This window comes from Flavitalea flava (assembly GCF_054461575.1).
Window position 1 is genome coordinate 70124 of the sequence record NZ_JBTLQH010000030.1, and the last position, 13847, is coordinate 83970.

Below are 13847 nucleotides of genomic sequence, written 5' to 3' on the forward strand. Positions count from 1 at the left end.
GTCCTCATCTCGAATACCTTAATCCAAAACTGAAGTTGAATTTGGTCGTCTCATCGAGGACCCTCAGCGTGTTTATGGCCGATCTTGTATGTGTATTCAGTAGATTGTTAAATTTGGTAAAGACCGTAAAATGCCTGTTGCTTAATTGCTTCTCACCGGAAAATGCAAGAAGGGACTGAGGCTGCTGGTAATAATCATATCCGTAGACATTATATACCAACCCCAGGGTTTTGCCTATATATTCATAAGCCAACTGCAGGTATAATCCACCTTTATCATTCCTGTAGAGCAGGGAAATATTCAGGGTATGATCCGTTTGTCCCTGCATTGGCCTGCTTTGCAGACTGTCAAAGCTTCTTTGATTGACAAAATCATTATATGTTTTGGGAGAGGATATTTTTGAATGCAGGTAGGTGTAATTACCGGTGACGCCGATATTACCAAAGTATTTGGTGAATTGTATCTCCCCTCCGTATACGGTAGCATTTCCGAAGTTCCGGGGTTTGAAGGTCGTTCCGTTCAAATAGGCATATTCGATCGGATCTTTGATGGTCTTGTAAAATGCACCTGCAAAAAACTGTTCTTCTTCCTTCGGGAAAAACTCGTACCGGATATCGTAGTTATCGGCAACAGTATGCCTCAGTTCGGGGTTGCCGGTTGTGATCGTAGCATTGGATACACTGGAGATATTGGAAGGGACCAGTTCATAGTAATTCGGCCGGGAAATGGATTTAAAGTAAGAGGCCCTCAGATTAGTCTTATTATCCAATTTGATCTTTACCATCCCGCTGGGAAGCAGGTCAGTGTATTCCTTTTTTAACCCATTGCTCGCTGTAGGATATGAATATTTAAAGGTATACCCCTGGCTGGTCACTTCTTCCCTGACACCGCCGAAGACATCGATGAAGGGAAGGGAAAGCTTGAATTCCCCGTAACCCGCTGTAACATTTTCATAGAGATTGTATTTGTTCTTATCATAATCGTAAGTACCGCTGCTGTTATAAACGGTCCACTGTGCATTATTAATCCCGGAATAGATTTGTTTGGTCCCGTTGCTGCCGGTAGCCAGTGGCTGTAATTCATAAGTATCCTGCAGATTGTATCTCGTCTTATGGCGATACAGACCCCCTGCCTTTAATTCAAGGGAACCGGAATTGCCCAGCTTTGACCTATAGGACAGGTTGCCCAGGGCATTGATGTCCTGGTCCTTATTATGCTGCCAGGTTCGGGTAATGACATCGAAATAATCCGGGGTAGTGACAAATGTATACGGACCATGAATATCCGAATTCGTATGTACGGTATCGATCTTTTTATTCACCGAAATATCAGCGAAATCCGGTGTTCTTTTGGTTGCAAGGGAATATACACCGGCCCAGTCAAAAAGGAAATGTTTGGAAAGAATGTGTTTCCCTTCCAGCTTGACATTCTCAATATATTGTTTGCTGGTCACCGAAGTATAATCCGTACTGACCGGACCCGTACCCGGGACGGTTCTGCCTCCGTTCCCCCCTATCAGGGCGGTATCGGTAATTACGCGTGCCTGGGCCAGGTAGCTATACAACAATACATTGGTCAGCGTAATCTTATTCCGGTCGTTCAGATTGTAGTCCAGGTGGAAGACCAATCCGCTATTCATCTGCTGGGTGGAAAAACGCCGGTTGGCATAGTCTGATAGGGCAGGCTGCCTGGTTGAGGGATCATTTACGGCCTGGTTGAGGACCGAATTACTGCCATAATACTGGTTCTGATAATTTCCGGCAACCATGAGCCCCATCTTGTTTTTCATAAACCGTTTCCCGGCGACGATACTGAAAGTGGAAGTCGGGATGGGTCTTATCTCTTTGAAATCAAGGTTGCTCCGGCTGAAATCATCGGGCCGGGCGATATAGGAAAGGCCATTTTTTTCAATGGGACTCTTTGATCGGATATCTGCTTTGGAAAAATTATCGAATGTTCTGTCCATGAAGATCTTACTATAGCCCAATGAACCAAGCACCTTAAAAATCTTTTTCTCCGGGGCATCTTTCATCACCATATTAACGGTACCTCCAATAGCATCGCCCTCCATTTCCGGCAACAGCGATTTATGGACTTCGATACTGCCCAGAAGATCCGAAGGCACTATGCTTAGCGGAACAAAACGGGATTTCTCATCGGGGCTCGCGATCTTGACCCCATTGATAAGGGTGTTATTATAACGGGGATCCAGCCCACGGATGATGGGATAAGCTTCATCACCCCCGCCGTTCCGTTGAATGGTCAGACCACTCATCCGCTGGAGTACATTGGCCGCATTGATATCCGGAGACCGTTCCATGGCCTTTGCGGATATCACGTTAACGATATTGCCCGCTCTCTTCTCTTTCTGCCTGGCCCCCGCATCTTCTTCCTGGCTGATCTTGCCGAATACCAGGACATCTGTTAATTCCTTAGTTGTCTTCTCCATGGAGATCGTCAACTCCGTCGTCCTGTTCTCTGTCAGGGTCACGTGGATCGTCACATTTTCATATCCGACATATTCGATTTTCAGATCGTACTGTCCGGGAACAAGATTCTTAAATTTAAATTCTCCGTCGCTTTCCGTGATGGTGTTCGCTGTCTTTTTACCGCTGATACAGGAGACGAATGCCCCTGACAATTTTTCTTTGGTGGAAGGGCTGATCACCTTTCCCTTCAAGGTCGTTTGTGCGGAGACAACTGTTGAAACGAATACCATTACAACAGATAATAAAAAATAAACAGTCTTCATGTAGTCTTATTTTTTGGTATCGCAAATGTGCTCGTAATTAAGCGTGGAAGTTGTTACGGGAACAGAAATAAACATGTGATAACAATTGCATAATCATTTGATAATAAATAGAATAGATATTATATTTTCTACAGAATCACTCCAGCATTCCTACAGAATCCTTCCAGGGTCCGCACAGCAAGTATTGTTCTTATGATAATCCGGAAATCCTGGTCTTCTGCAGAAAAAATGGTATAATATCAGGCAGCTTCAGCATTTCCCCAGATTGTTTATTTTATTTTACGCTTGTATAAAAGACATTAAGAAAGAATGAAGATTCTTATCATCGAGGATGAGACCGATCTGGCAGTTAGTATGGCTACCTATCTGAAAGAAGAGAGTTATCTCTGTGAGCTGGCCTTTAATTGCAAAATGGCTATGGAGAAGATAGAGCTTTTCGATTATGATTGTATTCTCCTGGACATTACTTTATCCGATGGCAATGGGCTAACGGTATTGAAAGAGTTAAAAGCCAATAAAAAAACGGATGGGGTCATTATTATATCTGCCCGTAATTCTATCGATGACAGGATTGACGGGTTAAATCTTGGCGCAGATGATTATCTCAGCAAACCCTTTCACTTATCGGAATTGAGCGCAAGGATCGCGGCGGTCATCCGGAGACGGCGGTTCCAGGGTAGTCAGACGCTTGTTCTTAACGAATTGGTGGTGGATCTGGCCGGTAAAACGGTGTCGGTCGACGATAAACAAATAGACCTTACCCGTAAAGAATATGATCTGCTGCTCTACCTGGCTTCCAATAAAAACAGGGTGGTCTCCAAAAATGCAATAGCCGAACATCTGTCCGGAGAAGAAGCCGCCAGTTACGATAATTTTGATTTCATTTATTCCCACATGAAAAATCTGAAACGCAAACTGCAACTGGCAGGATGCCGGGACTATATCCGGTCCATGTATGGAATGGGCTATAAATTTGAAATTAAATTATAGGGAAATTCCGGCATTTCCTGAAATCAGTAAAAATCGGTTATCCTCTTTAAAAACTCAGGATCAGTTTTAAACAAATATTCCTGCCCATATTATAGATCCCTGAACGACCCTTGGGAGAATCTGCATAGTATTCAAAATATTTCAATCTGCTCAGGTTAGACTGATAAACAGCATCGAATATATTATTTACCTGTATCATTCCCTGTATCATTTTACTCCCTCCTGCAGAAAGTTCCGTACTCACCCCCAAATTGACCAGGGAATAACCGGGAGTAGCAGTTTCGGTTGCGTTAAGAGCCAGATACCGGTTCTGCGGTGCAGTATATTCCCATTCCCCTTTCAGGGTAAGTCCGGTAAATACCGGACTGCCCATTTTCAGATCCTGGCTGATGCTGCTCAATGCTTTAAGAGGAGGGATCAGCGGCAGGTATTGCCCGTTCACCCCTTTATTTTTATTCGCGCGTGCAGTATTTTCTCCATAAGTCACCATTAAAGAATGCGACAAATGCAATCCTTTGACGGCAGCAGGGTGAATATCCAGGGTAGCCTCCATACCATATAGCCGGGCTGAAGATTGTTTGTATTGAAAGGTCTTGTTACCGGGAACCAGCGTAACCGGGTTCCCTTGTCCATCCTGTAATTGGGTCAGGTAAATATAATCAGATACCGTATTATAAAATATACTTGCAGTTGCATCGAAATCTTTATAACCGGCCAGTATCCCCAAATCCTGTTGCAAACTGAATTCAGGCACCAGGCTCCGGTCTCCCAGGTATACGATATGAGCGCCCGGATCAAGCCCGTTGGAAGCCATTTCGGTTATGTTTGGCGCACGGTATCCCCTGGCCATATTTGTTTTTAGGGTCAATCCTTCACTGATCTGGAAGGTGAGCCCCATGCTGAAGGAGCCACCGGAAAAACGCCTGTTCAGTTCCGGAAATGGTAAGTGCGATCCTGCTGTATCAGGCAAAGAAACATGGTGTTCAAAACCCGTGGAGGGATCCCGTCCAACGAAAAAATCTTTTCCCCATACTTTACGGATATCCGATCTCCATCCCCCACTGATCGTCCACTGTTTTATTTTCCATTTTGCATAGACAAAGGCCCCTGCTTCCGATAGCCGGTAATCCGGGATGGGGAAATCGGTCGCTGCCTTATTTTTATTATCCTGAACCATTCCATTCATTCCCACCGAGACCTCGATATTGGAAAAGGAAGGGGCATTATAACGCAGGCCGTAATTAAGCGTATTCAGCCGTACATACAAACCCGGTTGGCCAGTTTTTGCAGGATGATTGTATTCCCGGCGGATATTCTGTTGAAAACCGAGGGTCGCATCTATCACGCCTTTGCCAACCCGGTAATGATGATTGGAATAAGCCCGGTAATGTTGAATGCGCTGATGCAAGGCAGGCATGATATAGGAATTTAGCTCTTCCTGCGAAACCACAGGCCTGTTCTTAAGATTGTCCTGACCCGTCTCCATTATTTGCCGGGTGAATTTTCGCGTCAGGGAATCCCTGCTCCCATCCGGTATACCCTGCATATTGTCGTAAAGCGTCAGATTCAGGTAAGTCTCTCCACTGGAAAAAGTACGTCCGATCAGTCCTGAAAGATTTTTTTCCCGGAAACCGGTAAGGTATACCCGGCCATCTGCCAGATTCCGGTAATTTTTGGCAACCCGGTAAGAACCCCGTAAAGACCATATCCATTGCTCATCCCGATAGCCCAGCCTTACTCCGTTACCGATCAGGCCGTTGTTGACCTGGTATTCGGACAAAATTTTACCATGCACCTGTTTGTCCTTTTCTGCGGGTATGTGTGGAAATAAACTGATGACCCCTGCCACGGCATCGGAACCATATATCAGGCTGGCGGGTCCTTTTATCACCTCTGCCCGCTGTATATTGTATCCATCCACTTCAATTCCATGTTCATCGCCCCATTGCTGTCCTTCCTGGCGAATGCCGTCATACAAAGTCAATACCCGGTTATACCCAAGCCCGCGAATAAACGGCTTGGAGATATTCGGCCCTGTTTTGACGGCATTTAATCCTGGTGCATTTTTAACCAATACATCGATCACATTACTCTCAAGGGTAGTATTCATTTTTTTGGCAGAAACGCTTACCACGGAAGCCGGATTTTCCCGGATGGAAGTGGCACGGGAAACACCTGTCGTTACCACAATGGCATTTAATCCGGTGGCCGCAGTCTGAAGCGGTATGATATAATTATGCTGACCTTCTTTGATCAGGATCGTATCTGTCCGGTAGCCGGAATAAGAAACGATCAGTACCGGCTGCCGGAAGGAAGAAGCAACGATCAAAGAAAATTTCCCTGCTGCGCCGGTCATAAGATTTTTGTTACCGGTTGGAGCAAGACCCGTGGCCGGATTTCTTTCTGTCAGCAGGATAGTGCAAAAAGCCAGCGGTTCTTTTGAATCAACGTCCCTCACCATACCGGTAATGACCCTTGAAGGGGGAAAGGATTGAGAGAACAGGCATACAGAAAGCAGTATAGTCAGGAAAAATAAACAAATCCGAAGGCGCATGAGTATCTTTTAATTAGGACAAAGATATACTAATAGACAGGCTGAACAAATTTTAATTATTAGGCAAGTCTAATTTTATAATTTTGCCTTATTTTAAGTTTATAGCTTATATAAGAGGCAAAAGCCGGATAATTTTTATCTTTGCGCCATAAAAAAACAACAGGAACATCGAGATCTCCTGATCATATTTAAATATGTCCCAATCATTTTCTGAAGAAAACTATCTAAAAGCTATTTATCATATCGGCAATCAGGGCCCGGATAAAGTGAGCCCTACCGCTATTGCAGAAGCCCTGGGAAACAACCCTGCTTCCGTCATCGACATGCTGAAAAGACTGACGGAAAAGAACCTGATTCAATATGATAAAAGCAAAGGTGCCAGGCTTACAGGAGATGGGCAAAAAGCCGCACTTTCTATTGTTCGCAATCACCGGCTCTGGGAAACGTTCCTGCACGACAAGCTGGGTTATCATTGGGATGAAGTCCATGAAATGGCTGAACAACTGGAACATATACGCCATCCTGACCTGGCAGACCGCCTGGAAAAATTCCTTGGATTTCCGGAATATGACCCACATGGTGACCCCATTCCCGGCTCAAACGGAAAGATACCGGTAAACAAATCCAAACCCCTTACGGAAATAGAAAAGGGTCACAAAGTAAAGATTACCAAGGTATCCGATCACTCTACTTCTTTTCTTCAATATCTGCATAAACAACAGATCGGGCTGCTCGACACCATCACCGTGAAGGAGATCCAGGATTTCGACAGATCCATGGTCATCGAGTCAAAAACGAAAAAGAAAATTTATCTAAGCGCGGAAGCTGCCGGAAAAATCTGGGTGGAGTAATTCTGGGTGGGGTAATTAAGGTGTTTACTATCGTACAGTATTTACTCACGCACCTTGGTATCGATCAGGATAGTAACAGGCCCGTCATTCAGGAGTTCAACCTTCATATCCGCCCCAAATTCCCCTGTCTGGATCTTTTTCCCGAGTGCGGTTTCGAGACTGCCGATCATTTGCTCATAAAGAGGAATAGCAGTTTCCGGCCTGGCTGCCTTTATATAAGAAGGACGGTTGCCTTTTTTGGTAGAGGCATATAAGGTAAACTGGCTTACCAATAAGATCTCTCCCCCAACATCTATCACCGAGACATTCATAATCCCTTGCCCGTCGTTGAAGACCCGGAGATTGACGATCTTTCCCGTAAGCCATTCGATATCACCCCGGTCATCTGTCTCTTCTATGCCTAATAATACCAGAAGGCCTCCTTTTATGGATGCCTTTGATATACCTTCGATAGTGATACCGGCCTGGCTCACCCGCTGGATGACTGCTCGCATTTTTTTTATGAAGATAAGCTCTCTGTCTTTAAATTCAGGAAGCTCCTTCTTATTCTTTTCATCCAAAAAATGTATACGGGCAGGCGCGATTCCTGAAAGGATACGATCAAAGTTCCAATGATCAGAAGAAGTAATATTAAAGTGGCCATCGACTGGAGCTGCCGCCCCAAATAATAAGAGGCAGGGCGGAATATAAAGCGTATACTATGATGACCTGCGGGAACGACCAATCCCCTCAGCACATAGTTCGTCCGGATAATCGGCGTTTCCAGGTTATCAATCCAGGCCCTCCAACCGCGATTATAATACACTTCACTGAACACGGCAAAACGTGCAGTACGGGAATCAGTGCGGTAAGCGATCTCGTCATTATCATTTTTAATCAGCTGCAGCGTTGCCGAACTGTCCTGTACCTCTTCACCAGGCAGGACCAGGGTTCCGTCCGGTCCCTTGGGGTGCGAATCCGAGGGCCTAAGGTCAACGGGTTTGATATCCTCCGGTCTGGATTCGTTAGGTTTGAAAATGGCATCTCTTATATTCCCTTCGTTCTGGTTGCCTCCCTTTTGGCTCCCTTCCGGCGAATGACCATAATTCAGATGGGTTTGCTCCGGATTGCCCAGGATTCTTTCGCCGGGGTTTGGATGGCCCTCATTCAGACCTGCATAAACCAGGCTACGGTCAGTTCCGAAAAGGATGGCCGTATCTCCCGGATTAAAATGGGTCAATGCGTTCATTACTTTCCGGGGGCCATCCTCAAAACGCACAGCCTGTACGAACCAGGCAGGCCCCAGTGCGGCAGAATTCCTGACCAGCGAGTCCTGTCCAAATGCGGTAGTGCGGATAATATATTTTGTATTCAACATATTCAGCACGGGCTGGCAATCTGGAAAATTGTATAATTGATGATCGATCAGATCTTCATAGATTTTTAGTTTGGCTGCATGGTAACCACCAATGGAATGATGAAAATAGGCACCCATGGCCCCGTAACTCAAAGCATTGGAATCCCCGTCTCTCATGTCAAAGACCCGGTAATAACCTTTATCCCGGAGGATTTCCCGGTCGGCAGGCGTGGCAACGAAATTCTGCTGGTATTCTTTTTGAATTTTATAATCATCGAAATTCAGGTACTTCCAATCTACACCAATGATATCAGTAAAGGAAAGCATTCCCAATAAACCCAGTAGGAAAGCCGGCCGTACCCTGGTTGATTTTATGTATAATCCCGTAAGAAGTGCAGCGGCGGAAATAAACAGGAAAGAACGAAGAAGACTGGCCAGGAAAAGAGCCCTGCGATCTTCTATTAAACCATGGAGAACGGACCGGAACTGGTTTACATACCTGCCTCCCGGACTACCCGCCTGCGCCAGCAGTTGTTTGTCTGCAGGACTGGTATAGTCAAACGTAAAATAGAATAACAGGAGCAGACCAAATATCCCGGTCACCAGCAACAATCCCATTTTATAATTCCGCCAAAGGGCTGCTATTTGCGAAGACCGGAACGATTGGCCGGTCTGGAATGATTGAGCCGGTTTAAGGGATTGGATGGATTGCCTTCCTGAAACCATTATCTTTTGCATGGCCAGGACAGCCATCGTACAAAAAAGGAATACGGGTACTATCATAATCATGCTGGGTGCCCGGAATTTATTGTACATAGGAAGCCATCTCAGCAAAAAGCTGTTAAACCCCTCAAAATAACCGCCCCAACTCATGGCCAATGTGAAAAGGCAGGTGCCTAAAATCCACCATTTATGTTTGTTATCCAATATAAAAAAACCAATCAGCGCCAAAAAACAAATAACGGCTCCCGTATAAGGTGGTCCCGCCACCATTTCGCCTATCCCTCCCCAATACATATGAAGACTTCCCTGCATTTCTTCCTGTACCGGAGCCGGTAAATGCCGCAGGACCTCAGCTGCTTTTGAATTTTCTTCCGGCAATCCGGATTCAGTGGTACCTCCGTAAAGGTCAGGCACCAGCATGACCAGGGGCTCGGTCTTGTACATACTGAAATCAAAGGCAAGATCATTACTTAATCCATTGCCGGTATAATTACTTTTGGCATCAGCCAGTTCGCTCCCACCGCGAACCGTTTCTTTGGATGAATCATAGGTGGTAAAAAGAACAACCGAGTTGGCGAGTATCCCGACGATTCCGGCTGAAAGGGCAATTGCTCCTGAAATGAACAGGCGGCTGTATTCTTTCCGAAGGGCCCAGTGAATAAAATACCCTATGGAAAGACCAATCGCCGTGATCAGGCCATAATATACGATCTGCATATGTCCGAATGATACCAGTAAAGCTGTAAAAAAAATTGTTAAAGTTGCCCCCAGCCAATATTTCCGTTCATAAATCAGGATCAACGAGCCGATAAATGCCGGAAGCAAAGCAATCGATTGCATTTTTGTTTCATGCCCTACTGAAATAATGACCGGGTTATAGGTGGCATAGGCATAGGCCAGCCCACCGATAATTCCTATATAGGGATTGATCCGGAGTACCCTGGTTAAAAAGTAAAAACAAAGGGAAGCCAGGAAAAAAAAGCTGGCTGGTTTTTTTAAATTCAGGATCATCAGGTTGTAAAAAAGACCTGGAATATCCCAAACCCCCGTTTCCATAGCGATCTGGTAGGCGGGCATTCCGCCGAACATCCCATTGCTCCAAAGAGGGAAATGTCCATGCGTCTCTTTATACTGGAATGAATTGCTGGCCATTCCCTGCCATTGTAAAATGTCTTCCTGGATCAGCACTTTGCCTTCAAAGACCGGTTTGCAGTAGATCACAGCTACAAGAAAAAAAATCAGCACGGCCACCACATGGGGGACGGATTTCCCTAACAATCTTTTAACAGGAATTCCGAAATGCTTAAAATTTATTCTCATTCAGTTAGTTTTGCAATTGTCGGACCATTTTTGCTAAAATAGATCATGAATCGGATGATTACGGATATAACCAAAGAAATAATTTTCCAGACGGCCCGCAGCGGTGGAAAAGGAGGCCAGAACGTCAACAAAGTGGAGACTATGGTTGAAGGTTATCTCCATATCCGTCAATCCGCCTTATTCACCGACCACCAAAAGGATACCCTGGAAAGGAAATTAGCAGGTAAAATCAATTCGGAAGGTTTTCTGCAGGTAAAATCCCAGGTCCATCGCAGTCAGTTAAGCAATAAGGAGGAGGTCGTCCGTAAAATGAAGGACCTGGTGGCCCTGGCATTGAAAAAAGAGAAAAAAAGAGTACCGACCCGGCCCACCAAAGGTTCTAAAGAAAAAAGGATCGAGGGGAAAAAAAGGCAGGGAGAGACTAAGGCAGGACGCAAAAGAATTATCCCCCCGACCCCCTAAAGGGGGAGTTTAGTAACAAGTCGTTCTTTTGGTGGCAACATTAATTACATTTTACCTCTAATGGTCTTACTGGAATTTAACTCCCCCTTCAGGGGGCTGGGGGGTGGGTATAAACAGCAGCTCCCTCCCGCTTTTCGCGGAACTGCTGTTGGATAATTCCAAAATGTTTAATGGTTACTGGTATTTGAACTACGATATGTGGGGTTAGGGGCTCTCAACATTCTCAACATCTAAAAGCCCGATAGGCAAGAGGGAATTTGCCTGAACAAAGATCCTTTCCATATGGCAGCATAACAAGCGCATTAGTACGGGAAAGGATAGGTATATATACGTATTTTATTCAGGAGATTCTACCTATCTTCCTTTTTAAAGGGAAGTAGTACTTTGCCTTCAATTTATTACAAACTAAAATAAAATGCTATGAACAAGAACCTGAGATCCGGATCATTTATCCTGCCGGCGCTCTTTGCACTGGTTACCGTCTCCACTTTTGCCCTTTCCGGTTGCGGGGGAGGATCAGGCGCAGAACCGCCTATTAACGAAGACAGCGTAAAACCACACGCAATTCCCATTGCCGTGGCCGCCAAATACACGGAAGATTTCAGGAATAATATCGATTCTTTTAATAAAAATTGCCCCAAATTCGCAGAAAGCATGCATTTCGGCAAGGCAGAAGCCTTTAACAGCGATGTCTTCCGTGTGTTGCTCCGGCAGAAGGATTCTACAGGAAAGCTGGCCGCCGGTATCCGGATCTATTACGGGTTGGATGAAAAAGGTACGGTTAAATTCGTCATGGTCCCTTACGATGAGAATGGAGCCGATATTCTCCATCACCTGATCAGTACCGACGAAAAACAGGTACCAGGGGTTTCACCGGCCAAGACCGAAGCATTGGTTATCGGCGGTGCCCAGGCCATGGAAATGGGACAACTTTGCCCAACTCTTTGCAGTCCTCCCAATCCGATAAACCCCAGATAGAATCACTAAAGCATACCAGCGAAAGCCAACTACATATCAAACAGGGGGTACAGAGGTCCAGGGAATTACATCCATAACTACGAAGATTATTGCTTGTGAAGATTATTCTAGCTTTTTTATTGAGTCAATCTATCCTCTTACCTCTTTTTGCCGGGCTGATACGTTGGCGTCGCCTTGACAAGAACTATCAGCCCTTTTTAGGATTGCTGGTGATCGGCTTTATCACGGAGATCATCAGTTTTGCCCTGATCAGGGGATACCATACCAGTAACCTGATACCCCTTAATTGTTATGCCCTTGTAGAGTGGTCCCTGATTGCCTGGCAATTTCATGTCTGGGGATTTCTCAGACAGAGAAAAAGTTTTTTTTATGTCTTGCTGGCCTTCACTACCCTTTTTTGGATAACCGAAAACCTGATCCTCGGGTTCATCAATCAAATTGTTCCTTATTTCCGGTTCCTTTATTTCTTCCTGATTGTCATACTCAGCGTGAACAAGATCAATTTTATGATCACACACGATAACCGGAATCTTTTCCGGAATCCGAAATTCCTGATCTGTATCGGGTTCATTATCTACTTTCTTTTTATGATCGTTTATTTTTGGGCCTACCAGGTCAGTCTTTTCGGTAAATCAGAAATTACCAATGTCATTATCTTTTTAATGGCCTATGTAAATGTCCTGACGAACATCATATACGCGATTGCCTTTTTATTAATCCCTGCCCCGCAGAAATTTACGCTGAAATAAATCATACAATTTTTTGATAATATGAGTTTTGGTCTGTGGTTTGCTGCAATGGGGTGAAGTTTTTAAGGATTTCATAGTCCTTAAATGGGTGTATTTTAGAGCCGGGCAACCAAACTATGCTGAAACGATGGAAAACAAGATCCTGAATATTACTTTTCTTTTCTCGATAATTATCGCCATCATTATTATTTATTTTTTTGTTTCCATCATTCGTTATCACCGGCGTTATATGAGATTGCAACGGGAAAAGATCTATGCCGAGATCACCATCCAGGAGAACGAACGCAAACGTATCGCCAATGATCTGCATGACAGCCTGGGGCCTCTTTTATCAGCCGTAAAACTGAATATCAACAGCGTCGATATCCTCCATCCTGAAGACCGCGTCATCCTGGAAAAAACAGGAAAATACCTGGACGAGATCATCGGCAGCATGCGGCAGATCTCTTACGACCTTTTGCCCAACACCCTGGAACGCCAAGGCCTGGTAGAAGCGATCCGGGAATTTGTTAGTCAGGTCAATCTGAAACAAACCATCAATATTCAATTGTTCGTAGTTAAGGAGATCCAGGTATCCAAAGAAAAAGAGATCCATATTTTCCGGATGATCCAGGAAATCGTTCATAATACCCTCAAACATGCCAAAGCAGCCAACCTTCAGATCGGGCTCAGCGAGGAAAACGGCCATCTGCTCTTCCTGACCAAGGATGATGGCAGGGGATTTGACAAGGAAAAAGTCCTTTCCGGAGCCCGGGGATTGGGATTAAAAAGCCTGGAAAGCCGTTGCGAAATACTGAACGGGGTTTTGTCGCTGGAGTCCAAACCCGGCGCCGGCACCAATTATTTTATTAAAATACCTGTTAGTTGATTTTGGGCCTGGGGTCCATTGTTAAAATTTGTCCCCCGGCCCAAAATCCTCTAATGATGAGCCTTCGGCTAACGGATCTGTGATCCGTTTAGGTGGTGTCCGGGTATTTTCCTAAAATTTATACCCGGAACACCAACTATCTGTTTGATAGGCCTTCGGCTAACGGATCTGTGATCCGTTTAGGTGTTGTCCGGGTATTTTCCCAAAATTTATACCCGGAACACCAACTATCTGTTTGATGAGCCTTCGGCTAACGGATCTGTG

10 protein-coding genes are annotated in these 13847 nt (G+C 45.0%); 6 read left to right on the plus strand and 4 right to left on the minus strand.

Features of this window, described 5'->3' with window-relative positions:
* Positions 1 to 4: 4 nt before the first annotated feature.
* Positions 5 to 2752 (minus strand): TonB-dependent receptor, encoded by a 2748-nt coding sequence (locus ACX0G9_RS22440; protein WP_459067201.1) that lies wholly within the window; start codon positions 2750 to 2752, stop codon positions 5 to 7.
* A gap of 309 nt (positions 2753 to 3061) precedes the next feature.
* On the opposite strand from ACX0G9_RS22440, the gene ACX0G9_RS22445 reads away from it, so the two are divergent.
* Complete coding sequence (locus tag ACX0G9_RS22445) at positions 3062 to 3742, plus strand: response regulator transcription factor (RefSeq protein WP_459067202.1); 681 nt, start codon at positions 3062 to 3064, stop codon at positions 3740 to 3742.
* A 46-nt stretch (positions 3743 to 3788) separates the two neighbouring features.
* Here the strand turns inward: ACX0G9_RS22445 and ACX0G9_RS22450 are convergent, their stop codons facing one another.
* Positions 3789 to 6296: a TonB-dependent receptor gene (locus ACX0G9_RS22450; protein WP_459067203.1), complete on the minus strand. Its 2508-nt coding sequence runs from the start codon at positions 6294 to 6296 to the stop codon at positions 3789 to 3791.
* 194 nt (positions 6297 to 6490) lie between these two features.
* Here ACX0G9_RS22450 and ACX0G9_RS22455 point away from each other — a divergent pair, with 194 nt between their 5' ends.
* On the plus strand, positions 6491 to 7147 hold the full coding sequence (locus ACX0G9_RS22455) for a metal-dependent transcriptional regulator (protein WP_459067204.1): 657 nt from the start codon (positions 6491 to 6493) through the stop codon (positions 7145 to 7147).
* Positions 7148 to 7188: 41 nt separating this feature from the next.
* On the opposite strand, the gene dtd is transcribed toward ACX0G9_RS22455, so the two are convergent.
* Both dtd and ACX0G9_RS22465 read right to left on the minus strand, forming a co-directional pair.
* Complete coding sequence (dtd, locus tag ACX0G9_RS22460; protein WP_459067205.1) at positions 7189 to 7641, minus strand: D-aminoacyl-tRNA deacylase; 453 nt, start codon at positions 7639 to 7641, stop codon at positions 7189 to 7191.
* 5 nt (positions 7642 to 7646) lie between these two features.
* Positions 7647 to 10526 carry a hypothetical protein gene (locus tag ACX0G9_RS22465; RefSeq protein WP_459067206.1) on the minus strand — a complete coding sequence of 960 codons (2880 nt, stop codon included), beginning with the start codon at positions 10524 to 10526 and terminating at the stop codon, positions 7647 to 7649.
* Positions 10527 to 10571: 45 nt separating this feature from the next.
* Here ACX0G9_RS22465 and arfB point away from each other — a divergent pair, with 45 nt between their 5' ends.
* From arfB to ACX0G9_RS22485, 4 genes are all read left to right on the plus strand, one after another.
* Entirely contained in the window at positions 10572 to 10988 is a 417-nt protein-coding gene (gene arfB, locus ACX0G9_RS22470) for an alternative ribosome rescue aminoacyl-tRNA hydrolase ArfB (RefSeq protein WP_459067207.1), read from the plus strand.
* Between the two features lie 420 nt (positions 10989 to 11408).
* On the plus strand, positions 11409 to 11966 hold the full coding sequence (locus ACX0G9_RS22475; RefSeq protein ID WP_459067208.1) for a hypothetical protein: 558 nt from the start codon (positions 11409 to 11411) through the stop codon (positions 11964 to 11966).
* A 95-nt stretch (positions 11967 to 12061) separates the two neighbouring features.
* The gene (locus ACX0G9_RS22480) at positions 12062 to 12715 is read left to right on the plus strand and encodes a hypothetical protein (protein ID WP_459067209.1); all 654 of its coding nucleotides are present in this window, start codon (positions 12062 to 12064) and stop codon (positions 12713 to 12715) included.
* 127 nt (positions 12716 to 12842) lie between these two features.
* Positions 12843 to 13583 carry a sensor histidine kinase gene (locus tag ACX0G9_RS22485; RefSeq protein WP_459067210.1) on the plus strand — a complete coding sequence of 247 codons (741 nt, stop codon included), beginning with the start codon at positions 12843 to 12845 and terminating at the stop codon, positions 13581 to 13583.
* Positions 13584 to 13847: the final 264 nt, after the last annotated feature.